The organism is Actinomadura sp. 1N219 (genome assembly GCF_044326405.1).
Classification (GTDB): Bacteria; Actinomycetota; Actinomycetes; order Streptosporangiales; family Streptosporangiaceae; genus Spirillospora.
The window spans coordinates 1,176,417-1,197,849 of sequence record NZ_JBIRAY010000001.1; the positions used below are offsets into that span (position 1 = coordinate 1,176,417).

24 protein-coding genes and 1 other RNA gene are annotated in these 21,433 nt (G+C 71.5%); 15 read left to right on the top strand and 10 right to left on the bottom strand.

Annotation, left to right across the window (positions count from 1 at the left end):
* Positions 1-39: 39 nt before the first annotated feature.
* The 5 genes from ftsX (at position 40) to ssrA (ending at position 5,440) form a co-directional block, all read left to right on the top strand.
* The gene (gene ftsX / locus ACH35V_RS05305; RefSeq protein WP_395970373.1) at positions 40-945 is read left to right on the top strand and encodes a permease-like cell division protein FtsX; all 906 of its coding nucleotides are present in this window, start codon (positions 40-42) and stop codon (positions 943-945) included.
* A gap of 62 nt (positions 946-1,007) precedes the next feature.
* Positions 1,008-2,267 (top strand): S41 family peptidase, encoded by a 1,260-nt coding sequence (locus ACH35V_RS05310; protein ID WP_395970374.1) that lies wholly within the window; start codon positions 1,008-1,010, stop codon positions 2,265-2,267.
* Positions 2,268-2,271: 4 nt separating this feature from the next.
* Positions 2,272-2,772 carry an SsrA-binding protein SmpB gene (gene smpB, locus ACH35V_RS05315; protein ID WP_395970375.1) on the top strand — a complete coding sequence of 167 codons (501 nt, stop codon included), beginning with the start codon at positions 2,272-2,274 and terminating at the stop codon, positions 2,770-2,772.
* A gap of 9 nt (positions 2,773-2,781) precedes the next feature.
* Positions 2,782-4,764: a penicillin-binding transpeptidase domain-containing protein gene (locus ACH35V_RS05320; protein WP_395970376.1), complete on the top strand. Its 1,983-nt coding sequence runs from the start codon at positions 2,782-2,784 to the stop codon at positions 4,762-4,764.
* Between the two features lie 303 nt (positions 4,765-5,067).
* Positions 5,068-5,440, top strand: a transfer-messenger RNA (tmRNA) gene (ssrA, locus tag ACH35V_RS05325).
* A gap of 59 nt (positions 5,441-5,499) precedes the next feature.
* On the opposite strand, the gene ACH35V_RS05330 is transcribed toward ssrA, so the two are convergent.
* Both ACH35V_RS05330 and ACH35V_RS05335 read right to left on the bottom strand, forming a co-directional pair.
* Complete coding sequence (locus ACH35V_RS05330) at positions 5,500-5,814, bottom strand: tyrosine-type recombinase/integrase (protein ID WP_395970377.1); 315 nt, start codon at positions 5,812-5,814, stop codon at positions 5,500-5,502.
* A gap of 479 nt (positions 5,815-6,293) precedes the next feature.
* Entirely contained in the window at positions 6,294-6,605 is a 312-nt protein-coding gene (locus ACH35V_RS05335) for a hypothetical protein (RefSeq protein WP_395970378.1), read from the bottom strand.
* 170 nt (positions 6,606-6,775) lie between these two features.
* On the opposite strand from ACH35V_RS05335, the gene ACH35V_RS05340 reads away from it, so the two are divergent.
* Complete coding sequence (locus tag ACH35V_RS05340; RefSeq protein WP_395970379.1) at positions 6,776-7,069, top strand: hypothetical protein; 294 nt, start codon at positions 6,776-6,778, stop codon at positions 7,067-7,069.
* On the opposite strand, the gene ACH35V_RS05345 is transcribed toward ACH35V_RS05340, so the two are convergent.
* Both ACH35V_RS05345 and ACH35V_RS05350 read right to left on the bottom strand, forming a co-directional pair.
* Complete coding sequence (locus tag ACH35V_RS05345; protein ID WP_395970380.1) at positions 7,032-8,480, bottom strand: MFS transporter; 1,449 nt, start codon at positions 8,478-8,480, stop codon at positions 7,032-7,034. The genes ACH35V_RS05340 and ACH35V_RS05345 overlap by 38 nt on opposite strands.
* 118 nt (positions 8,481-8,598) lie before the next feature.
* The gene (locus ACH35V_RS05350; protein ID WP_395970381.1) at positions 8,599-9,021 is read right to left on the bottom strand and encodes a Dabb family protein; all 423 of its coding nucleotides are present in this window, start codon (positions 9,019-9,021) and stop codon (positions 8,599-8,601) included.
* 156 nt (positions 9,022-9,177) lie between these two features.
* Here ACH35V_RS05350 and ACH35V_RS05355 point away from each other — a divergent pair, with 156 nt between their 5' ends.
* From ACH35V_RS05355 to ACH35V_RS05380, 6 genes are all read left to right on the top strand, one after another.
* Positions 9,178-9,816, top strand: a complete 639-nt coding sequence (locus ACH35V_RS05355; RefSeq protein ID WP_395970382.1) for a TetR/AcrR family transcriptional regulator — start codon at positions 9,178-9,180, stop codon at positions 9,814-9,816.
* A gap of 127 nt (positions 9,817-9,943) precedes the next feature.
* Entirely contained in the window at positions 9,944-11,128 is a 1,185-nt protein-coding gene (locus tag ACH35V_RS05360) for an epoxide hydrolase family protein (protein ID WP_395970383.1), read from the top strand.
* Between the two features lie 160 nt (positions 11,129-11,288).
* Positions 11,289-11,888, top strand: coding sequence for a sulfite oxidase-like oxidoreductase (locus ACH35V_RS05365; protein WP_395970384.1), 600 nt, complete (start codon positions 11,289-11,291; stop codon positions 11,886-11,888).
* 8 nt (positions 11,889-11,896) lie between these two features.
* Positions 11,897-12,568, top strand: a complete 672-nt coding sequence (locus ACH35V_RS05370) for a ferredoxin reductase (protein ID WP_395970385.1) — start codon at positions 11,897-11,899, stop codon at positions 12,566-12,568.
* 16 nt (positions 12,569-12,584) lie between these two features.
* Entirely contained in the window at positions 12,585-12,884 is a 300-nt protein-coding gene (locus ACH35V_RS05375) for a DUF6510 family protein (RefSeq protein WP_395970386.1), read from the top strand.
* A gap of 269 nt (positions 12,885-13,153) precedes the next feature.
* Positions 13,154-13,324, top strand: coding sequence for a hypothetical protein (locus ACH35V_RS05380; RefSeq protein WP_395970387.1), 171 nt, complete (start codon positions 13,154-13,156; stop codon positions 13,322-13,324).
* Positions 13,325-13,378: 54 nt separating this feature from the next.
* Here ACH35V_RS05380 and ACH35V_RS05385 read toward each other — a convergent pair whose 3' ends face one another.
* Positions 13,379-14,032: a LuxR C-terminal-related transcriptional regulator gene (locus ACH35V_RS05385; RefSeq protein WP_395970388.1), complete on the bottom strand. Its 654-nt coding sequence runs from the start codon at positions 14,030-14,032 to the stop codon at positions 13,379-13,381.
* 279 nt (positions 14,033-14,311) lie between these two features.
* On the opposite strand from ACH35V_RS05385, the gene ACH35V_RS05390 reads away from it, so the two are divergent.
* Positions 14,312-15,472, top strand: coding sequence for an ATP-binding protein (locus ACH35V_RS05390; protein WP_395970389.1), 1,161 nt, complete (start codon positions 14,312-14,314; stop codon positions 15,470-15,472).
* Between the two features lie 171 nt (positions 15,473-15,643).
* On the opposite strand, the gene ACH35V_RS05395 is transcribed toward ACH35V_RS05390, so the two are convergent.
* Positions 15,644-16,219 carry a hypothetical protein gene (locus tag ACH35V_RS05395; protein ID WP_395970390.1) on the bottom strand — a complete coding sequence of 192 codons (576 nt, stop codon included), beginning with the start codon at positions 16,217-16,219 and terminating at the stop codon, positions 15,644-15,646.
* Positions 16,220-16,255: 36 nt separating this feature from the next.
* Positions 16,256-16,429 (bottom strand): hypothetical protein, encoded by a 174-nt coding sequence (locus tag ACH35V_RS05400; protein ID WP_395970391.1) that lies wholly within the window; start codon positions 16,427-16,429, stop codon positions 16,256-16,258.
* A gap of 137 nt (positions 16,430-16,566) precedes the next feature.
* Between ACH35V_RS05400 and ACH35V_RS05405 the strand changes: the two genes are divergently transcribed.
* Positions 16,567-17,211: a response regulator gene (locus ACH35V_RS05405; protein ID WP_395970392.1), complete on the top strand. Its 645-nt coding sequence runs from the start codon at positions 16,567-16,569 to the stop codon at positions 17,209-17,211.
* Between the two features lie 148 nt (positions 17,212-17,359).
* Positions 17,360-17,965: a LuxR C-terminal-related transcriptional regulator gene (locus ACH35V_RS05410; RefSeq protein ID WP_395970393.1), complete on the top strand. Its 606-nt coding sequence runs from the start codon at positions 17,360-17,362 to the stop codon at positions 17,963-17,965.
* 160 nt (positions 17,966-18,125) lie between these two features.
* Here ACH35V_RS05410 and ACH35V_RS05415 read toward each other — a convergent pair whose 3' ends face one another.
* The 3 genes from ACH35V_RS05415 to ACH35V_RS05425 are packed head-to-tail and all read right to left on the bottom strand — an operon-like array spanning position 18,126 to position 21,249.
* On the bottom strand, positions 18,126-18,788 hold the full coding sequence (locus ACH35V_RS05415; protein ID WP_395970394.1) for a sulfotransferase family protein: 663 nt from the start codon (positions 18,786-18,788) through the stop codon (positions 18,126-18,128).
* Positions 18,785-19,864, bottom strand: a complete 1,080-nt coding sequence (locus ACH35V_RS05420; protein WP_395970395.1) for a type III polyketide synthase — start codon at positions 19,862-19,864, stop codon at positions 18,785-18,787. Before ACH35V_RS05420 ends, ACH35V_RS05415 begins: the two co-directional genes overlap by 4 nt.
* Positions 19,861-21,249, bottom strand: coding sequence for a condensation domain-containing protein (locus ACH35V_RS05425; RefSeq protein ID WP_395970396.1), 1,389 nt, complete (start codon positions 21,247-21,249; stop codon positions 19,861-19,863). The genes ACH35V_RS05420 and ACH35V_RS05425 overlap by 4 nt, the downstream gene beginning before the upstream one ends.
* Positions 21,250-21,433 lie beyond the last annotated feature (184 nt).

Sequence of the window (21,433 nt, forward strand, 5' to 3'; positions counted from 1 at the left end):
GGCTTCCGGCGGGACACAGGCGATCAAGGACAGCGAGGCATGCGCGTACAGTTCGTTCTCCAGGAGATCTGGATCGGTCTCCGCCGGAACATGACGATGACGATCTCCCTCGTCATCACCGTCGCCATCGCCATGGCGCTCTTCGGCACCGGGCTGCTCCTGCGGGAGCAGGTCCGGGCGTCCAAGAGCTTCTGGTACGACAAGATCGAGGTCTCGATCTTCCTGTGCAACAAGACGAGTTCCAACGAGGCCTGCCAGAAGCAGGACATCACCGAGCAGCAGCGGCAGACCCTCAAGGGGCAGCTGGAGAAGATGCCGCAGGTCTCGAACGTCGAGTACGAGACCAAGCAGCAGGCGTACGCGCGGTTCAAGGACAACTTCTCGGGCGCGCCCGGCTTCGTGGAGAGCACCAAAGAGGGTGACATTCCCGACTCCTTCCGGGTGAAGCTGAAGAATCCCGAGGAGTACAAGGCGGTCGCGCAGGCGATGCTCGGGCAACCGGGCGTCGACACCGTGATCAACGAACAGGAGATCCTGAAACGGTTCTTCAGGATCCTGAACGGCCTCCAGGTGGCCGCGCTGACGATCGCGCTGATCCAGGTGGTCGCGGCGGTGATGCTGGTCGGCAATACCGTCCGGCTGTCGGCGTTCAACCGGCGCCGGGAGACGGGCATCATGCGGCTGGTCGGCGCGTCCAACACCTATATCCAGATGCCGTTCATCCTGGAGGGCGCGATCGCGGGACTGATCGGCGGGATGTTCGCGTCGATCCTGCTCATATTCAGCAAGAAACTGCTGGTCGACAGATTGGCGGGAGACGTCCAGCTTGTCAGTCAGCTGGGCTGGAGCACGGTGGTCGCGGTCATTGTGCTGTCGATCTGTTTCGGTGTGCTCCTGTGCGCCGTCGCGTCGTTCCTCACACTGCGCAGATATCTGAAAATCTGAGCGGTGACCGGATCCGGCTGAAGCGCCGGGTCCGGCGCCGCGCGCCGCCCTACACTTGCCGCATGTTCCGGTCCGTGTCGCTCCGGGGGTGGCGGACCCGGCGAACCCCCCATATCGGCAAGGGCGGGCGCCTGCTGCGCGGCGGCGCCGTCGCCGCCGCGATCCTCTGCGCGTACGGGCTGGGGATGGTGAGCGGCTCCGGGTCGCAGCGGCACACCGCCGTCGCGGGCGGGTCCGTCCTCGACGAAGCCGCCGCGAAGATCGGCGGCCGGGCCGCGAAGCCGGTCGGACGCGCCGAGCTCGACCGCGCCGCCATCGAGGGCATGCTGCGCGGCCTCGGCGACCGGTGGGCGCAGTACTACTCCGCCCGCGAGTACGACGACGTCGAAGGGCGCCTGACCGGCCAGTACAGCGGCGTCGGCCTGTGGCTCGGCGGCGCGGACGGCGATCCGCGGGAGAGCGGGGCGGGCGTGCTGGTCGCGAGCGTCCAGCCGGGCGGCGCCGCCGCCCGCGCCGGAGTGCTGCCGGGCGACGTCATCACCGGCGTCGGGAACGCGTCCGCGGCGGGCTGGGGCATCGAGCGGGTCGCGGAGGCGCTGCGTGGACGTCCGGACCAGCCCGTCGAACTCACCGTCGAGCGCGACCGTAGAACGAAGCGGTTCCACCTCGTCCGCACACCGGTCCCCGCAGGAGACGTCACCGTGACCGACCTTCCCGAGCAGACGCGGGTGATCCGGGTCGGCGCCTTCACGCGCGGGACGGGCCGGCAGGTCCGCGCCGCCGCCGCCGGACGGTCGCCGTCCGGCGGCCCCCCGGGCGGTGTCCTGCTCGACCTGCGCGGCAATCCCGGCGGGCTGCTGGACGAGGCCGTCGAGACGGCGTCGGCGTTCCTGTCCGGCGGGCCCGTCGTGACCTACGAGCCGCGCGGGCGGCCCGTCCAGCGGCGCGCGGTGACCCTGCCCGGCGACGCCGGGACGCCGCTCGTCGTGCTGGTGGACGCCGGCACCGCGAGCGCCGCGGAGATCGTCGCGGGGTCCCTGCGCGACCGCGACCGCGCGGTGATCATAGGATCGCGTACATACGGGAAGGGTTCGGTGCAGGAGCCGATCCGGCTGGCCGACGGGTCGGTGATCGAGCTGACCGTCGGTCGCTACCGCACCCCGAGCGGCCGTAACCTCGACGGGGTCGGGATCGAACCCGACGTGGCGGTCTCCGCCGACCGTCCCCCCAAGGAGGCCGAGCGGAGAGCCCGGACGGTGCTGCGCGGCCTGCGCGCCGCCCTGCCGGCGGGCACCGAGGGGCCGCACGAGGACGAGGACTGAGGACGTGGCACGCGACACCGGGCGCAAGAAGGACAAGGACGCCGCCGGGCACAGGCTCATCGCCAAGAACAAGCGGGCCCGCTACGACTACCACATCGACGACACGTGGGAGGCGGGCATGGTGCTGATGGGCACCGAGGTGAAGGCGCTGCGCGCCGGACGCGCCTCCCTCGCCGACGGCTACGCGCACGTCCGGGACGGGGAGGTGTGGCTGGAGAACGTCCACATCCCCGAGTACACGCAGGGCACCTGGACCAACCACGCCCCCCGCAGGCGCCGCAAGCTGCTGCTGCACCGCCGCGAGATCCAGAAGATCATCACCAGGTCGGAGGAGCCCGGCTGGACGCTGATCCCGCTGTCCCTCTACTTCAAGGACGGGAGGGCCAAGGTCGAGATCGGCCTGGCCCGTGGTAAGAAGGCGTACGACAAGCGCCAGGCCATCGCAAAGCGGGAAGCCGAGCGGGAGATGCAGAAGGCGGCGGCGGCCCGGTTCAGGAGACGGTGAAGGGTGCCGATGACCAACCGTGGCCGTAGGCGTTCCGCGCGGGGCAAGCGGGACATGCGGGGCGCGCGGGCTCCGCTGGGCGCGCGGACGCGCAGGCGTCAGGGCGCGTCCCTCGCGGTCTGCGGCGCCCTCGTCGCGTCCCTGACGACGGGATGCTGGGCCGAGCCTTCGGCGATGCCCGCCGTCCGCGACTTCCTCATCGCCTGGCAGGTCGGCAACTACGAGGCGGCCGCCGGACGGACCGTCGGCATCGACAGGCAGCAGGTCGAGGACGCGCTCAGCCGCGTCCGGCAGCAGCTGGACGCCGCGTCCCTGCGGCTGTCCCTCGGCACCCAGGTCAAGGGCAGCGACGTCGACCAGATCGTCAAGAAGGGCGACGAGGCCGACGCGCGCTTCACCGTGAAGATCGACCTCGGGGAGAACGGCCAGCCGTGGGAGTACCCGGGGCTGATGCATCTGCGGCGCGTCGGCGGCAAGTGGAAGGTCGTCTGGAGCCCGTCCATCATCCACACGAAGCTGAAACCCGGGCAGCGGCTCGCGGTCGTGACGGAGGTGCCGAAGCGCGCGCCCATCACCGACACGCAGGGCCGCTCCATGCTGCGGGCGGTCGACGCCTACATGGTCGGCGTGTTCCCCGGGCAGCTCGCCGACCCGCAGAAGACCCTCGACCTGCTCGCCAAGCAGACGAAGATCGACGGCGGCCGCCGGCTGGACGCCGAACGCCTCCTCGGCCGCGTCCAGTCCGCCCCGCCGCAGGAGTTCCTCCCGCTCCTCACCCTTGAGATGCCGACGCACGCCAAGCTGATCCAGCAGCTCAACCGCGTCCCGGGCATCCGGTTCCAGGGCGTCAAGGCCCCCATCGCGCCCGCGTACGCGCCCGAGCTGATCGGCGGCCTCGGCCCCGCCACCGCCGACCGCCTCCAGCAGGTCGGCGCCCCCTACCAGCCGGGCGACACCATCGGCGTCAGCGGGATCCAGCTCCTCCAGCAGCGCCGCCTCGCCGGGACGCCCACCGTCCGGGTCGTGGCGCAGGACGAGACGGGCAAGAACACCGAGGAGCTGCGTTCCTGGCCCGGCCAGGACCCGCAGGTCGTCCGGACGACGCTCGACCCCGGCTACCAGCGCCGCGCCGACTTCGCCCTCGACGGGGTGCCGTACCCCGCGTCCATGGTGGCCGTGCGCCCGAGCACCGGCGAGGTGCTGGCCGTCTCCAACCACGGGACGAAGGGCCAGAACCTCGCGTTCGAGGGCCACTACCCGCCTGGGCTGACGTTCGGGATCGTGTCCGCCGAGGCGCTGTTCTCCCAGGCCGGGATGAACCACGCCACGGAGACCACCTGCCCTGGCAAGCTGACCGTCGGAAACAAGACGTTCAGCAACAAGGCGCGTCCTGACGGGCCCTTCGCGAACCACTTCGCCGCGTCCTGCAAGACGACCCTCGCGCAGCTGAGCGGCAAGCTGGACGCGCAGACCCTCGTCAAGGAGGCCGGGCAGCTCGGCGTCGGCCAGAACTGGGGGCTGCTCGTCCCGGCGTTCACCGGCTCCGTCCCGACGCCCGCCGACGACGGCGAGAAGGCCGCCGCCATGGTCGGCGAAGGCAGGGTCGAGGTGAGCCCCCTCGCGATGGCCCTGGTCGCCGCCGCCGCGCAGAACGGCACCTGGAAGCCGCCGTACGTCCTCTCGGACATCCCGAAGACCGTCCAGGCGCCCCCTCCGCAGAACCTGCGGCCCGAGTCCATCGCCAGCCTCAAGAAGGTCCTCGGACGCAACGCCAAGCTCGGCAACGCCCGCGGCGCCCGCGTCTCGGGCGACGTCGTCGGCGTCGCCGCGCTCGCCACCTACCAGCGGGACGGGCAGACCAAGACGATCTCCTGGTTCGTCGGTTCCAGCGGCGACCGCGCCTTCGCCATCGCCGTCGAGGGCCGCGTCAACACCCCCCAGCTCGCCGCCAGGTTCCTGACCGGCACTCCCACAGGTCGCGCCGCCGGATAGCCGACTTTGTGATCCTTTTACGCGCCGGGCGCAACTAACCCGCCGCCCCCGAGCGTCTTTACGGGTGACTGAGACTCCGCTTGGGGGGTTGCGGACTCAGTCGCCGTGATGAGGCCAGAGCCTCGACTCGGGGGAGGCTCTGCCGTCCGGACCGGCCCGACCCTGCCGGTCGACCCCGGTGGGCGCGACCAGTTCGCGCTCACCGGGGTTCACGGCTGCCGGGAATCACGTTGCCCCTTCACGCGTTAACCTTGTAACGTCATCGTGCGGCTGTCCCCGGACGCCCGTTTGACAACTCAACATGGGGGTGACCGGCTTCGACTTCGGTCGTTCGAGCCAGGGGAAGCGGGTCGAGGGTTGCTGTTGTGACCTCGTAAATCCTGTGACAGCAAACCAATAACTGCCAACAAGCAGCAGTCCGAGTTCGCTCTCGCCGCCTGAGCGAGTAGCGAACTCTGTCAGCCCGGGTGCGTCTCCGACCCGGGGTCTGGCATCGTAAGGAGACTCCACCTGCCGGCCCGGTCGCGGGGCCGGTAGGGAAACCGAACAGCGACTGAGTCCGTCGGCGACACGCCTGCGTGAGCGCCGGGACTGAGAAAACGCCAAGCAGGCTGCACCCGGAGAAGCCCTGACTCATCACCGAAGGACGCGGGTTCGATTCCCGCCACCTCCACGGCACATGAAGCCGCTGATCAGACGAGTTCTGATCGGCGGCTTCTTTGCTGCCCGCCCACTTTATGAACCGTCCTTGCCCAGGACCTTGGCTGCCTCGGCCGACGCCACGTTCCGCCCCATGTAGATGTCCATCGTCATCGAGGGCTTCGCGTGGCCGAGGTGGTCGGCGATGGCACGGGCGCTCAGGCCGGCTTCGTCGAGCCGGGTCGCGACGGTCTTCCGGAACGTGTGCGAGGTGACCCATCCGAACCGCTCGGCGTCCAGCCGGTCGAGGACATCCTTGATGTCCCGGTTGGCGTTGGACGGGTTCCGGACGCCGCCGGACAGGCCAGGGAACAGTAGCTCGACGTCCCCGGCAGGGCGCTTCGCCGCCATCGTCGGCGCTCGCTCCGCGAGACTCCGATCCTCCGGGGGCCGACGTCGAACGGATCTGCGTCCACTTCGCCGACCGCGTCGAGGGCAACGGCGCCAAGCGTCCCACGATCACAAAGAAGTGGCGGGACGCCGCCCGCCTGATGCTCGACAAGGACAGCCGCCCCGAGCAGGAGATCCACACCGCGATCGAGTGGTGCCAGGATCACGAGTTCTGGCGCTCGAACATCCTCAGCCTGCCCAGCTCCGTGAGAAGTACGACGCGATGAGCCTGCAGGCCCGCCGCTCGCATCGCGCAGTACGCCACCCCGCAAGACCAGGGACCGTCATGAACCCCGGTGAAGCCGCAACCTTGCTCGCCCACGCGAGCGCGTTCGATAACCGGCGTCCCAACGTCGCCGCCGACCAGGCATGGGCGGCCGCCCTGCACGACATCCCGCTCGACCGCGACACTCGACCCCAGGGCCGTGCTGCGCCTCGGGTCAGTAGATGCGGATGCTTTTGCCGAACTCGACGACGTGGCGCTGACCGTCGGGTGGAAGCTTTCCGATGACGAGTCCCTCGCAGTGCAGCTCGTCGTAGATGAGCGCCTCCGTGTCGGTTGCGTTGCTGGCGGTCAGCGGAAACTGGGTGGCGTTGTAGCAGCCGGCGGGGTCGACGTACCGCTGGTCGTTGACCCACAGCACCCCGCGGGCCGCCTGAGCGGTGGCCGGGCCCGCGGCAGCTGCCGGGGCGGCCAGCGGCAAGACGGTGGCGGCCAGGACGAGGCCGGCTAGGGGAACGCGCTTGATCATGATTACTCCCTGATCGTTCGGTGACGAGGAACATCCCCCCTATCGTTACAATATGTAGTCTCTTGATAACAACCCGTAAAAGGTATTGGTTGCCGCCACCGTGCGGTCGTCTCCTGCGCGCATCCCACGGCGATCGCCGAGATGACTGGCGCCCGCGCGATCACGGCCACGTGCTGCACACGTTGACGCTCGGCGCCTGGACGCACCGCACCGAGGTATGGCTCGACACCGACCTGCGGACTGCCCGCGACCATCTGTCGGCCACCTTCGGCGACCTGCGCCCATGCCCGGACGGCGGCGTGCTGCTGGTCAGCGGCGCGGAGAACCTGCCCGCCATGGCGCGCATCCTCACCGGCCTGCCCTGGCCCTTCACCGTCCGCGATCCGCCCGCGCTGGTCACGGCGCTCGCCGAGCACGTCACCGCGCTCACCCAGGCCGTCGCCCGCTCCCATCCCGCACCGTAGCCGGGGCCGGCGTGGGGGTTGGGGCGCGGTGGGTGGGGGCGGTGCGGCGGCTGGACGGGATGAGGAGCGTGGCGGCCACGGCCGCGGCGGAGACGGCGGCGAGCAGGAGGAAGGCGGAGGTGTAGCCGGCTTCGCGGGGGAGGCCGGTGGAGTGCGGGGCGGCGGTGACGATGCTGCCCACGATGGCCGTTCCGACGGCGCCGCCGATGGTGCGGATGTTGGCGTTCATGCCGCCGGCCGCGCCGGTCTGGTGGGCGGGGACGCTGGTGACGATCAGGTTCGTCATCGACGACAGGGCCAGGCCGAGGCCCGCGCCGAACAGCGCGGCGGCCGCGGCGATCTGCCATTGCGCGGAGTGGGTGAGGGCGAGTGCGGCGAAGGCCGCCAGGCTGAGCGCCGAGCCGGCGGCCAGCTGGAGCCTGGAGTCGACGACCCGCTCGATGGGGCCGCTGACCAGCCCGGCCACGAACATGGCGGCGAGCATCGGCAGCAGGAGCAGGCCCGCCTCGGTGACCGTGGAGCCGAATCCGTAACCCGCGCCGGCGGGGGTCTGGACGAACTGCGGCAGGAAGGCGAACAGCGCGAACTGGCCCGCGCCGAACAGCAGCGCGACCAGGTTGGTCGTCCAGACCGCGGTCAGCCGCATCATGCGCATGTCGATCAGCGGGTGCGCCGACCGCAGTTCCGCGACGATCCACGCGGCCAGGGTCGCCGCGGCGGCGATGAGCAGGCCGAGGACGGCGGGTGAGGTCCAGCCCCATTCGGGGCCGTTGCTGACGGCCAGCAGCAGGGCGACCAGCCAGGCCGACAGCAGGACCGCGGCCGGCCAGCTGAAACGGGCGGTCCGCGACGTCGGCGAGGACGGCAGCAGCAGGTAGGCGGCCAGCGCGGCCAGCCCGGCGATGAGCATCGGGATCCAGAACAGCCAGGCGTAGCCCAGGGCCTCGACGATCGGGCCGGCGAGCACGATGCCCGTCCCGCCGCCGGCGGCGATGACGGCGGAGACGCCGCCGACGCCGACGGCGACGCGCTCGGCCGGGAACCGGTCGCGGATGATCCCGTAGGACAGCGGGAAGACCGCGCCGGCCGCGCCCTGCACGGCGCGGGCGGCGAGCAGGACGCCGATGTTGGGCGCGAGCGCGGCCAGCAGGCACCCGGCGGCCAGCGTGACCAGGACGGCGACCAGGGCGCGCCGCTTGCCGAAGGCGTCGCCGACCCGGCCCAGGATCGGTGTGAAGATCGCGGCCGACAGCAGGTTGGCGGTTATCACCCAGGTGACGGTGCTCTGTGAGGTGTGCAGCTCTGCCTGGATCGTCGGCAGGACGGGGGTGACCAGGGACTGCAGCATCGCGAAGGCGCCGCTGCCCGCGGCCAGGACCAGGAAGGTCGCGCGGGGGCTCGTCGGTCTCATGGCCGTCCTCGGGTTCGGGGCGTGGATCGGATCCGCTGTGGCTCGTCGGATCCGCTGCGGTGCGGCCGTGGCCGGGGGACGGTGCCGGGCCGTCCCCCGTCGTCCCCCGGCCGCCGGCTCACGTGGTCGCCGGACCTTCGCCGGGGACGCCGCTGCCCTGGTAGGAGCCGAGGTCCTGGACGAGGTCGAGCAGCTCGGGGTGATCGGCGAAGCGGTCGGCGTGCACCTTGGCGATCTTGTCGCCGATCTCGGGGTCGGGATCGTCGGTCAGGTCCTGGGAGATCATGTTGGCGACCAGCGGCAGGCCGTACGCGTCGATCTCGCGGTGCAGCGGCGCGTACATGTAGGCGCGGTAGGCGTCGACGTCCTTGAGCGCGTACATGGCGCCGTAGTGGAAGTCGCCGCCGACGTCGCGGCCGACCAGGAAGAACTCGACGACGTCCAGCTCGCGTCCCATCCTGCGCAGCAGTTCGAGCGCGTGCTCGACCTTGTCGGCGGGGGCGTCGGGCTTCATGGCGATCCGGATCTGGTGGTAGATCATGGCGGCTCTCCTCCAGAAGAGAACTTGATGCGACTGTTGGTTGCGTTAACGACTGTAACCGGCTCTCCGGCTAAATGCAACAACCTGGCGCTTTTGCGTGCCCGTTAACGCGCCACTGGGTTGCGTCAAGGGTCGGCGGGGCTCTAACCTGCCTGGATGCCCGGAGATCCGCTCGACGACGTCCAGCATCTGCATGCCGACGCGGCCACGACCCGGCCGGGCGGCCGGACGGCGCGCGTGCGCGAGGCGGTCATCGACGCGACCCTCGCCGAACTCGGCGAGGTCGGCTACGCCGCGCTGCGCATCGACGCGGTGGCCGAACGCGCCGGCGTCAACAAGAGCACCGTCTACCGCCGCTGGGGCACCAAGACCGGCCTGGTGTCGACCGCCCTCGTCGAACGCCGCGGCGACCTCGTGCCACCGGCCGATACCGGCAGCCTGCGCGGAGACCTGATCGAACTGCTCAAGGAGATCAGGGACGGCTTCCGCACCCCCTGGATCGCGGCGCTGGTGCGCGAGACCGGGCCGCGCTCCACCGACAACGCCGACCTGTACGAACTCCTCGACACGTTCTGGCCGGCGCGCTTCCGGACCTCGGGAGCGATCTTCGTACGCGCCATCGAGCGCGGCGAGCTCCCGGCCGATTGCGACCCCGACTTCCTGCTGGAGATGCTCTCCGGGCCGCTCTACTTCCACCTGCTCATGCTCGGCCGGCCGCTCGACGACGCCTTCCTCGAAAGAACGGCCGACTTCATCATCGCCGGCGCGCAAGCGCGGCCCCCGGCACAGCGATAGGACGCGGACGGTGTGACCGTGACAGGCCAAGTCCACGCCTGGCTGGTGTAGATCGGGACAAACGGGTATCAAGCGTGCACCTCGCCGCCGTCCCGGTGTCGGGCGACTCGACCGGCAGGTGGAGAACATGTCCGACGCCCACGAGATCCGTCCCTTCCGGCTCGACACGCCGGGAGAGGCGATCGCCGACATGCATCGCCGGATCGCCGCCGCGCGCTGGCCCACCCGGGAGCTGGTCGCCGACCGCTCCCAGGGCGTGCAGCTCGCGACCGTCCAGGAGCTGGCCCGCTACTGGACGACCGAGCACGACTGGCGCGCGTTCGAGACCAGGCTGAACGCGCTGCCGCAGTACACGACCGGCATCGACGGCGTCGAGATCCACTTCGTCCATGTGCGGTCGCGGCACGAGAACGCGCTGCCGTTGATCATGACGCACGGCTGGCCGGGCTCGATCGTCGAGCTGCTGGAGGTCGTCGGCCCGCTCACCGACCCGACCGCGCACGGCGGACTGGCCGAGGACGCCTTCCACCTGGTGCTGCCGTCCTTACCCGGCTACGGCTTCTCGGGCGAGCCGGCCGAACTCGGCTGGGGCTCCGGCCGCATCGCGCGCGCGTGGGCGGAGCTGATGGACCGCCTCGGATACACGCGCTACGTCGCCCAAGGAGGCGACGTGGGCGCGGACGTCGCCGACGCGATGGCCCGCCAGGCGCCCCCGGGGCTGATCGGCGTCCACGTCAACCTGCTCGGCGCGGCGATCGGGCTCAAGGACCAATTGCCGGCGCAGACGGAGCAGGAACGCGCTGCGCACGATGCGGTCACCGCGTTCACGACGGACGGCTTCGGCTACTTCCTGGAGCAGTCCACCCGGCCGCAGACGATCGGCTACTCCCTGCTGGATTCGCCTGTCGGGCTGGCGGCCTGGATGCTCGACCACGACACCGACAGCTACTACAAGTTCTCCCGCGCGTTCGTCGACGGCCGGCCCGTGGGCGGCCTCACCCGCGAGAGCATCGTCGACGACATCACGCTGTACTGGCTGACGGGCACCGGCGCCTCGGCCGCCCGGTGGTACTGGGAATTCGGACGCGCCCACGCGGCCGGTCAGGCTCCTCCGCCGGTCTCGGTCCCGGTCGCCTTCACCACGTTCCCCGGCGAGATCTGGGCCGCCCCGCGCAGCTGGGTCGAGGCGGTCTACCCCGACCTCGCCTACTTCAACGAGGTCGACCGCGGCGGCCACTTCGCCGCCTGGGAGGAGCCTGAACTCTTCTCCGCCGAAGTGCGGGCCGCGTTCCGCCCACTGCGGAAATCGTGAGCCACTCAGGGTCCGCACGCCGATGGCCGGCGGCTCGCCCATCAGTCCGTAATGAATCCTTGGGGCCTCATGGGTAGTAGCCCCGCGTCATATCGCCTTCGGCGGGAACGAAACAGCAGGACATGAACCGACCCGCTCCGCTCGCCGAGAGGATGCTGAGATGGGGATCGTTTCGCCCGGCTTCCACGGCCGGCGGCGGGACACCGCCGTCGAACTGCCGCCGGGACAATACCTGACCGACGACTTCCCAGTGCTGTCCGCGGGCCCGACCCCGCGGATCCCGGCGGACGAATGGGAGTTCACCGTCACCACGGAATCCGGGCGGGAGCACCGCTGGACGTGGCGTGAATTCCTGGATCTGCCGTCCGAGACGCCGCGGGTGGACATCCACTGCGTCACCAAATGGTCCAAGCTGGGCACGGAATGGCAGGGGGTGTCGCTGGACGTCCTGCTCGCCGATGTCGAAACCGAAGCCGACTACGTGCTCGCGCATTCCTACGGCGGCTACACCACCAATCTGCCCCTTGAGGACGTCCTGAACGGGCAGGCGTGGGTCGTCCACCGCTATGACGGCGAGGACCTGGCGCCCGAACACGGCGGCCCCGCCCGGCTGCTGGTGCCGCACCTTTACTTCTGGAAGTCGGCGAAATGGGTGCGCGGAATCACGCTGCTCACCGACGACGAGCCGGGTTTCTGGGAGAGCGCCGGCTACCACGATTACGGGGATCCATGGCGCGAACAGCGTTACCAGGGCGACTAGCCTGGCGCGTGGCACGGCTGGCCGAAACGCGGCAGGAGACTGAAACGGCCCGCACACTGCTCTTCGACGTGCCGGATTGGCCGGGGCATCTGGCCGGTCAGCACGTCGACGTTCGGCTCACGGCCGACGACGGCTACACCGCGCAGCGGAGCTATTCGCTTTCCGCTCCCGACCGGGTGGAACTGGCCGTCCAGCGGATAGCGGACGGCGAGGTGTCCACTTATCTGACCGACGTCATCGGCGCCGGCGATCCGGTGGAACTGCGCGGCCCGGTCGGCGGCTGGTTCGTCTGGCGGCCGGGGACGGGACGCGCCGTCCTGCTCGTCGCGGGCGGTTCCGGAATCGCGCCGCTGATGGCCATGATCCGCGCCCGCCGCCTTTCCGGGGACGAGACGCCGTTCACGCTGCTCTATTCCGTCCGCACGCCTTCCGAGGTGTATTTCGCCGAGGAACTGCGGCGTCCCGACCCTGGCCTGGACGTGACCTGCATCTTCACCCGCGGCGCCCCGGACGGCTGGCCGCGCCCGCCCGGACGGCTGACCGCGGCCGACCTCGACCCGGCGGACGCCGACCGCGACTGCTTCGTCTGCGGGCCGACCGGATTCGTGGAGTCGGCCGCCGACCTGCTGCTCGCCCACGGCCACGACCCCCGGCGGATCAAGACCGAGCGCTTCGGCTGAGCGGAGGCTGATCGACATGACCCTGCGCCATCGACAGGACCCCCACGGCCATGTGGACGGCAACGCGCTCGCAGGCCCGCTGAGCGAACTGTTCGCCGTGGACGTCACGGTGGCCGAGGGCCGCTGCGTCAATTGCGGGCTCACCGGCCCGATCGCCACGCTGATGGTCTACGACCGCGCGCCCGGGATGGTCGCCCGATGCCCGGGATGCGACAACGTCGTCCTGCGGCTGGTCCGTACCCCGGACGCGGTATGGCTCGACTTCACCGGCATGACGTGGCTGCACGTCCGGCTTCCGGCAGCACCGCCGCGCTGACCCAACGCCGGAACGGAGCTTTCCCTCCTGCGAGGGAGACGCTTGCCTCCGCGGCGGGAGGTGACGGTGCCGCACTCTGACCAGGATGATCACCATGATCGCTGCTGCGTCCGTTGCCGTCCGGCCTGAACCCGCTGTCCTCGCTGTCCTCGCTGTCGTCCCGGCGCCTCGGTGGGCGCGGCGGGCCGCGCATGTGGCCGCTTTGGTCGCGTTGCCGTCGAGCCTGTGGCGGATCGGTCTGGCGTTGGCTGGGGGTCGCGGTCCTGACCGTGGCGTGGACGCCCTTGCTGCTGTGGTGGGCCACGCCGCACGACGACATGACCGACCTCGGGCACACCCTCGTGGGAGTGCTGTACCTGCCGCTGGTGGCGTGGGCTCCACTTCTGGCCGCGGTCACCCTGTCCTATCAGCGCCGCCGCAGGGCATCGCTGGCCGCTTGAGCGCCGGGCCGTCGGGCCCCTTGTTCCGGCGGCCCGGCGCTCACCGGGACTGGTTCAGTGGCGGGGGGTGACCAGGCCGGTCTCGTAGGCGAACGTCACCACCTGGGCGCGGCTGGAGAGTTCGAGCTTGGCCATGGCACGGTTCAGGTGCGTCTTCACCGTGGCCTCGCTGAGGTGCATGCGGCGGGCGATGTCGGCGTTCGAGCCTCCCTTGCCCACCCGTTCGAGGACCTGCCTCTCGCGAGGGGTGAGCGGATCGAGTCCGGGCGGTGGGAGCTGGGCGGTCCGGTCGTCGGCATAGGAGCCGACGAGATGGCGGGCGATGGCCGGTTCGAAGACGTGGTCACCGGCCGCGACGCATTGGAGCGCGGACAGCAGCCGCCGCGGGCCGGCGTCCTTGAGGAGGACGCCGGAGGCCCGCCCCCGCAGCATGGCGGCGATGCGCGTGTCGTCTACGGAAGCGGCCAGGAGGACGACCTTGGGCGCGGACGGCGCCGAAAGGAGGTCGTCCACGGCGGACGGGCCGTCCAGGCCGGGCAGGTGCAGGTCCATGAGGACCAGGTCGGGCTTGGTCAGCGCCGCCTGCGCCACGGCCATGTCGCAGTCGGCCGCCTCCGCCGCGACCCGCAGGTCCGGGGCGGACTGGATGGCGGCGACGAGCCGGGCTCGGACCGAGGGGTGGGCGTCGGCGACGAGGATCCGTGCCACGCCCGCCGCGAGCGGGTCGGGTGGCGCGGGCGGACGGTGGCGCGCGGTGCAGAGACGCGTTCGTCCGCGAGTGCTGGTCAGGCCGCTCCGGTGCCCCCGAGGAACGGCTGGTGTCATCGGTTTGCCCCCTTCTGTGCTGGCTCGTCCGGACGAGCCCCGTATGAACTGAAAGTGTGAGGGGCCGGGAGCGCCGTGTCATGACCGACGTCCGGGGGTCATGATCAGGAAAAATCAGGCATACTACGTGTTCTCGGAGAGCGACCGACTGGACACGGGGTGATGACGTTCCCGCAGCTCAAGGTGAACCGATCCAGGGCGGGCCCGGCCGAGCTGGCCGTCCATCTACCGGTCGGCCGGTTCGTCGTCGCGCTGCGGTGCGGCGGCGTCGCGTTCGCCGGGCTCGCGGCCGCGCTGAACGACGACCCGGGGGTGTCCCGCGGCTGGCAGGCCGCGGTCATCGGCGGCCTGGCGGCGTGGGCGGCGTTCCTCACCCTGATGGTGTTGCGGCGCGGGTTGACGTTTCCGCTGGTGGCCGGTGACGCCCTGGTCGTGGGCGCGGCGCTGGCCCTGCAGGACCGGCTGATCTCGCACGAGGCGGTGCTGGACGAGACCACCTGGGGCGTCATGCTGGCCGGCACGGCGCTGTTCGTGGTGCAGACCACGACGCGTCCGGCGGCCGGGGTGCCGCTCGTGGTCCTGATCATCGGCGCCTACGTGGCCGGAGCGCCCGCGGTGACCAGCTTCGTCCGGGCGCTGATCGCCGAGGCGGTGGTGATCGGCGCGGTCATGGCGCTGCTGCGCCGCGGCGGCCGGCGGGCCGACGAGGCCATCCGGGAGCGGGACCGGGACCGGCTGCGCGCCATGGTCGAGGCCGCGCGCCGGGCGGACGAACGGCACCAGCGGGTCCAGCTGCACGACTCGGTGCTGGCCGTCCTCACCATGGTCGGCTCGGGCGGCGTCCGGACCGACACGCCAGGGCTGCGGCGGGCCGCCGCGCAGGCGCTGGACGTCCTGTCGGACTCCGCCGGCCCCCCGCCCGCCGCCGAGCGGGACGTCGACCTGATGGCCGGGCTGGAAGAGCTGGCCGCGACGATGGCGCCGGACCTGGAGGTCGACGTCGACCTGGACGGGGAGCGCCCGGTCGAGCTGCCCGAGCCGGTCGGCCTGGCCATCGTGGGGGCCGCGAAGGAGGCGCTGCGCAACGTCCGGCGGCATGCGGACGTCACCCGCGCGGCGGTGCGCGTGCACCGCCGCGACGGGACGGTCTCGGTGGAGATCACCGATCGGGGCGCCGGGTTCGAGATGGCGCGGGTGCCGGGAAACCGGCTGGGCGTCCGCCGGTCGATCGTGGAGCGCATGGGACTCGTCGGCGGCGCCGCCGAGGTCACCTCGCGGCCGTCGGCGGGGACGAAGGTCGCGCTGCGGTGGCCCGATGGTTGAGTCGCCGGCCGCGTTCGGGGCGGCCCCCTTCGCGGCCCAGTTCAATCGCGCCTACCACGTGGCCGTGGTCGTCACGGTCGCGGGCTGGCAGGTCATCGCGGCGGGCACCGCGCTGGTGGCGCACTTCGACCGGTTCCGCTCGCCGGGCGCGGCGGTCGCCGTGTGGGCGCTTCAGCTGCTGCTCATCGCGGCGGGCGCCGTCCTGCTGCTGCGTGGCAGGCGGGACGCCCGGACGGCCTGGCCGCTCATCGCCGTGAACCTGGCGACGGGGGCGGCCCTGGCCGCCAACTGCCCGGCCGGGCTGCAACTGAACATCAATTGGGCGTGGACGACGGTCGGGCTGATCGCCGTGCTGCTGCTCCTCCGGCGGTCGATCCTCGAACTGGCGGCGGTGCTGGCGCTCAGCGCGCTCATCGTCCTCACCGCCCTGGTGCTCACCGGCGACGTGGACCGGCACAACGCCGCCGGGTTCGTGGCGCTGCTGTTCGGGACGGCCAGCGCCCCGTTCGCCATCATGGGCGGGGCGTGGCTCTGCCGGCGGAGCGGCGGCATGATGGCCGAGGCGGCGGCCGAGCAGTGGGAGATCGCGACCCGCGAGACGGTCATCGCGGAGACCGCGGCGCTGCGCGCGGAGCGGTACCGGGAGGTGCGGGAGCACGTCGAGACGATCCTGCGGGGGCTCGCCGACGGCACGGCCGACCCGGCCGACCCGGCGCTGTGGCACCGCTGCGCCATCGCCGAGGCCACGCTGCGGCGGCTGCTGAGCGAGCGCGAGGACGTCCCCTACCCGCTGATGAGCGCCCTGCAGCCCGGCATCGACGCGGCGGTGCGCCGGGGCGTCGTCGTCGACCTCGCGCCGGTGAGCGGGCTGCCGCCGCTGACCGCGGAGGCGGGCGCCGCTCTGGCGGAGATCCCGCTCGTGGCGCTGGCGGCGGCGCGCCGGTACGCCCGCGTCACCGCGCGGTCTCCATCGGCCGGGGAAGCGTCAGCGTGTCCGTGCTCTCCGACGGCGACCCGGCCCTCCCCGCGAACAAAGCGGACGGCGTCGTCGTCAGCACCGATCGTGACGGCGACATGCTCTGGTTGGAGGTGCGATGGGACGGAACGTGACGATCGCGGTCATCGACGACCAGGACGTCGTGCTCTCGGGCGTCCGCGGCTGGATCGCGGAGGACCCGCGCGGGATCGAGATCGTGCACACCGCCTCCGGCCCCGACGGGCTGGAGGACGGCCCGGGGACGGACGCCGACGTGCTGGTCGTGGACCTGCGCATAGCGGGCGAGCTCATCTTCGACCGCATCGCCGAGCTGTCGGCGGCGGGGCACCGCATCGTGGTGTTCTCCCAGTACGCGGAGCCCGACCTCGTCCGCCGCGCCGAGGAGGCCGGCGCGCGCGCCTTCATCACCAAGGAGTCGAACGAGGGGCAGCGGCATCTCATCGAGGCCGTCCTCGCCGTGCACGCGGGCGAGACGTACACCACGCCCTCGCAGGCCGGCGTGATGCTCGCCGAGGCCGAGGAGCAGCGTCCGAAGTTCTCCGAGCAGGAACTGCGCACGATGCGGCTGTGGCTCGGCGGGCTGACCCGCGCGGCGGTCGCCCGGCAGATGGGGATCAGCGAGTACACCGTCAAGCAGTATCTGGAACGCGCGAGGGAGAAGTATTCCCGGGCCGGCCGGGAGGCTCCGACCAGGGTCGACCTCTACCGGGAGGCCCGGCGGGACGGCATCGTGCTTGAATGATCGCATTACCGCGCCCGTTTCGATCGCCTCTCTCCCGCTGCCGTAGAAGTTTCGAGCGAATCTCAACTCGCTGCGGTATGTCCCTGAACTCCTCCGCCCCTATGGTTCTCAGCGTGGAACGTCCACACGGGGGACACCGCCGGCACTGGTGCACGGGGGAACGGTGTATTTGTCGATGCGTGAGCAAGAACAGCTGAAGAATTTCGTGAAGCAATCCCGCCACGAGATCCTGTGCATGGTCCCGGCCTGGCCGGGCATATTGCGCAGCCTTTATCAGAGTCTCGGCGCGCGCCCGCGCCCTCGGGTCCGCGTCATCGTCCCGGGCTCAAGCCGGAGCTGGATCCTCCGCCCGGTCATGGACCGGGTGGAAAGGGGCGAGGTCCGCTCGGACGACGGGCCCTTCCCGTTCCTGCTGCTGATGGACCGCACGAACGCGCTGGTCTGGAACGAGGACAGGGGCGCGCTGGACGTCCGCGCCGCCAACCGCGCCGAGTTCGACGGCATGCTCGAATCCTTCGAGGAGCGCTGGAACCGGGCGCGGCCCGCCGATCCGGAGGAGCTGTATCTGATCAACGATCTCCAGTCCGACATCTTCCGCAAGCTGGCCACGGGCATGACGACCGAGGCCACCGCACGGGCCCTGAACATCTCTCCCCGCACCGTTCAGCGCCACGTCAGCAACGTCATGCAAGAGCTGGGCGCGCGCAGCCGGCTGGAACTCGGCATGCGCCTGGCGGCCGCCGAACTCGTCTGACGACACGAACAGAATCCGCTCCCGACTTTCAAAATTCGCTCCCATCTTCGTCTCTGTGCTCGCTGAGCATCTGTGCGTTCAGGGGTCAGGGGCCAGGGGTCAGGGTGTCCCGGCGTCGGCGGCATTCAGTACCGCCGACGCCGGGATTCGCGGCCCCGGATTATTGGTGGGCGGCCGTCCGGCTCGCCTGCGGCGCCGTGGCGGAGCGGCCGTCGAGCATTTCGGTGAAACGCGCCCGGTCGTTCTGGTGCGGGAAAGGCTCGTCCGGGACGGGGACGTCCAGGAACCGGCACAGCGGCTCCCAGCCCTCCGCGATGTCGAAGACCAGCAGGCGGCTCGCGGGGATCTCCCGCCGGACGGCCGCGTTGTGGCGGGCGAAGACGGCCTTGGCGTATTCGGCGTCCTCGAACCGGCCGCCGAACAGGCCGTTCCAGACGACCGCCTTCGCCATGCGCCGCATCTGCGACAGGGCGGGGTCGGAGCCGTCGTCCTCCGCCATGGCGGCGCGATAGATGCTGTCCCGGGCGCTCTCGTACCAGCGGTCCGGGTCGCGCTCGGTGAGGATCACCTTCGCGTCCGGAAAGTGCTGTGTGAGCTCGCGCCAGAACCGCGCGCCCGGCCAGTCCACCGTGCTCCGGTAGCCGCGGTAGATCTCGTCCCACACGGGCCGGCCGTCGGCGGCGTCCTCCCAGCCGTCCAGCTCCGACGGTCGTTCGAGCATGCTGAGCATGTGGTGGCAGGGGCCGAAGTCCAACTGTTCCAGCGCGGTCTTGAGGGAGAGCGTTCCGGTGCGCCCGAATCCGGCGCCGATGATCTGGATCATGGTTTCCTCTCGGTTGGGTCGGTACGCGTGCCGCACAGGAGTAGGGCCCAGAGGGTGGCGCCCGGACCGAAGGCCAGCGCCATGACGTGTTCGCCCGCCGCCACGGGGGCCGACCGCCACAGCTGTTCGAGGACCGCCATGACGGCCGGGCCCGCGGTGTTGCCGTAGGAGCGCATCACCGCGCGCGACTCCCGGACGGAGGTCTCGGGCAGCCGCAGGTTCTCCTCGACCCGGTCGAGGATCCGGCGGCCGCCCGGGTGCAGCGCCCACCAGGCGATGTCGTCGTGGCGCAGGCCGTGCCGCGCCAGCAGCGGGCCGACCAGCCCGGGGACGGCGTTCGCGACCACGTCGGGCATCGTCGGGGCGAGCCGGACGTCCATGCCGTGCTCGCCGAGGTGGACCTGGAGGTCGGCGGCGTGCTCCGGGGCGACCAGCGTCTCGGCGTCGACGATCTCAAGCCCGGGCCCGGCGGCGACTTGGCCGGTCGGGGCGTCGGGGCGGAACACCACCGCTGCCGCGCCGTCCCCGAACAGCGTGAGCACCACCGCCTTCTCCTTGTCGTAGGGCGGCGGCTGCAGGTGCGGCGAGAACAGGTCGACGAGCAGCAGCACGGCCGGACGCTTGTGGACCTCGACCCAGTCGCGGCAGGCCAGCAGCGAGGGCAGGGCCGCGTAGCAGCCCATCGGCCCCAGCGACAGCGCCTGGGTGCGGCGGGACATGCCGAGTTCGTGGGTCAGGGCGTCCAGGCCGGGCACCGAGTGCGTCGTGGTCGTGGACGTGACGAGCAGCCCCACCTCCGAGGCCGCGACCCCGGCCCGCCGCAGCGCGAGGTCGACGGCCTCGCGGCCCAGCGCGACGGCCTCGGCCAGGCTGCGGTCCATGCGGGTCCGGGTGCTCCAGCCGCGCGGATCCTCCGCGAACGGGTTGACCGCCATCCCCTTGGCGTCGATCGCGGAGTTGCCGATCACCCGCGCGATCTCGTCGCCGCCGGGGTCGGCGGCGAACAGCGCGGCGAACTCGTCCATCTTCACCGCCGGAGGGGAGACGAAGGAGACATTCACGATGCGGGCGGTCACGCGTGCACTCTTTCGCCGGTCCGGGCGCCGTCGCCGGGCAGCGGGACCCGCGGGAGCGGCAGGTCCTCGTCGCTGTCGGCGGCGGCCACGAGCAGATCCTCGACGGCGAACAGGAACGACTTTAGCGCCGGAGGCGGAAGGTGCGCGGTGTCGGCGAGCAGGCTCAGCCGGACCGCGGACGGGTCCTCCAGGACCTCGAACACTTCCAGGAAGAACGTCGCGCTGGCGCTCTCGATCCGCCGTTCCCACGCGAAGGACGTCGGGCCGGGCGGCTCGCCGGACGCGGCGAGGTGGCCGCGGACGGGCGCCCACAGGTCGTTGAAGCCGATGCCGAGGTCGGCGTCCGCGCCGTCGATCAGCCCGGCGACCTCGTGCGGGTCGAACAGGCCGTGCCGCTGCGCGCGCAGCGACGCGTTCCACGCGGCCCGCACCGCGTCGCCGAACGTCCCTCCGGCGGACGTCGCGGAGCTCAGGTCGACGACGCAGAGCACCTCCTGGGAGAGGTTCCCGACGGCGTGCCGCAGGACGGGACGGCTGCGGTTGCCCGCCAGGAGCCGCACCGGACACCGGTCCCGGCCGGTGCGGCGGGCCAGCAGCGCGGTCACCGCCGCCAGCAGGACGTGGGTGGTGCCGACCCGATGCCGGACGGCCAGCTCGTTCGCCGCGCGCAGGACGCGCTGCGAACGGAGCCCGCCGCGCCAGTAGCGCGGTGACTCGGGTGCCGCCACCGGCGCCGGGAACATCGCGGACGGTGCGGCGTCCAGTTCGCGCTTCCAATGGTCGGCGGCCCGCGCGAGCGCGCGGCGCCCGGCCGGGGACCGTTCCCATTCGGCCTGGGCGACGGGGTGCGCGCCGGCCGGGCGGTCGAGCCGTCCCTCCAGGAGCTCCACCAGCTCACCGGCCAGGACGCAGCTGCTGAGGTAGTCGGCGGACAGGTGCGACATCCAGAGCTGGAAGAGCACCGGGGCGCCCCCGGACAGCCCGATCCGCGCGGCGAACGGCATTTCCGAGCCGGGGTCGTGCTGGACGTCCGGGGCCTGCGGCCGCCATTCGCCGACCGCGTCCCGGAAGTCGAGACCGTCGATGTCGAACAGCTCGACCTCGATCTCGCCCGAGCCCAGCACGTGCTGCTCCAGCTCACCGCCGGACACGCGGAAGAGCGTGCGGAGCGACTCGTGCCGTTCCGCCAGGGCGGCGATCCCGTCGAGCACCTGCTCCACCGACAGCCCGGCGGGGACGAGGCCGCCGTTGGACATGTCGCCGAACGCGGGTTCGCCCGGCTGGTTCACCCGGCGCCAGAAGTCGCGCTGCCCGGCCGTGCTCGGACCGCCGGCCGCGCGCAGGCCGTGGAAGGCGATCCGCCGTCGCGTGACGTGCCCGCTCATGTCGAAGTGCTCCGGCGGCCGGTGCGCGGCGGGCGCGTTCGGGCTGGGCTCATGGAATGGACCTCCTCAAGGCCGCGCGGTGCCGCTCCTGGTCGCGGCGGCGTTCGTCAACTCTCTCCGGGCGGGCCCGGCGGGCGGAACACCCAGGCCGCCGCGCGTCCGGCCGGACGGAAACCCTCCCCAT

What these genes read in the sequence shown, in the direction of transcription:
- ftsX (WP_395970373.1), top strand. Translation starts at nt 40, where the DNA reads ATGCGCGTACAGTTCGTTCTCCAGGAGATCTGGATCGGTCTCCGCCGG.
- ACH35V_RS05310 (WP_395970374.1), top strand. Translation starts at nt 1,008, where the DNA reads ATGTTCCGGTCCGTGTCGCTCCGGGGGTGGCGGACCCGGCGAACCCCC.
- ACH35V_RS05320 (WP_395970376.1), top strand. Translation starts at nt 2,782, where the DNA reads ATGACCAACCGTGGCCGTAGGCGTTCCGCGCGGGGCAAGCGGGACATG.
- ACH35V_RS05330 (WP_395970377.1), bottom strand. Translation starts at nt 5,814, where the DNA reads ATGGCGGCGAAGCGCCCTGCCGGGGACGTCGAGCTACTGTTCCCTGGC.
- ACH35V_RS05335 (WP_395970378.1), bottom strand. Translation starts at nt 6,605, where the DNA reads ATGATCAAGCGCGTTCCCCTAGCCGGCCTCGTCCTGGCCGCCACCGTC.
- ACH35V_RS05345 (WP_395970380.1), bottom strand. Translation starts at nt 8,480, where the DNA reads ATGAGACCGACGAGCCCCCGCGCGACCTTCCTGGTCCTGGCCGCGGGC.
- ACH35V_RS05350 (WP_395970381.1), bottom strand. Translation starts at nt 9,021, where the DNA reads ATGATCTACCACCAGATCCGGATCGCCATGAAGCCCGACGCCCCCGCC.
- ACH35V_RS05355 (WP_395970382.1), top strand. Translation starts at nt 9,178, where the DNA reads ATGCCCGGAGATCCGCTCGACGACGTCCAGCATCTGCATGCCGACGCG.
- ACH35V_RS05360 (WP_395970383.1), top strand. Translation starts at nt 9,944, where the DNA reads ATGTCCGACGCCCACGAGATCCGTCCCTTCCGGCTCGACACGCCGGGA.
- ACH35V_RS05365 (WP_395970384.1), top strand. Translation starts at nt 11,289, where the DNA reads ATGGGGATCGTTTCGCCCGGCTTCCACGGCCGGCGGCGGGACACCGCC.
- ACH35V_RS05375 (WP_395970386.1), top strand. Translation starts at nt 12,585, where the DNA reads ATGACCCTGCGCCATCGACAGGACCCCCACGGCCATGTGGACGGCAAC.
- ACH35V_RS05390 (WP_395970389.1), top strand. Translation starts at nt 14,312, where the DNA reads ATGACGTTCCCGCAGCTCAAGGTGAACCGATCCAGGGCGGGCCCGGCC.
- ACH35V_RS05405 (WP_395970392.1), top strand. Translation starts at nt 16,567, where the DNA reads ATGGGACGGAACGTGACGATCGCGGTCATCGACGACCAGGACGTCGTG.
- ACH35V_RS05415 (WP_395970394.1), bottom strand. Translation starts at nt 18,788, where the DNA reads ATGATCCAGATCATCGGCGCCGGATTCGGGCGCACCGGAACGCTCTCC.
- ACH35V_RS05425 (WP_395970396.1), bottom strand. Translation starts at nt 21,249, where the DNA reads ATGAGCGGGCACGTCACGCGACGGCGGATCGCCTTCCACGGCCTGCGC.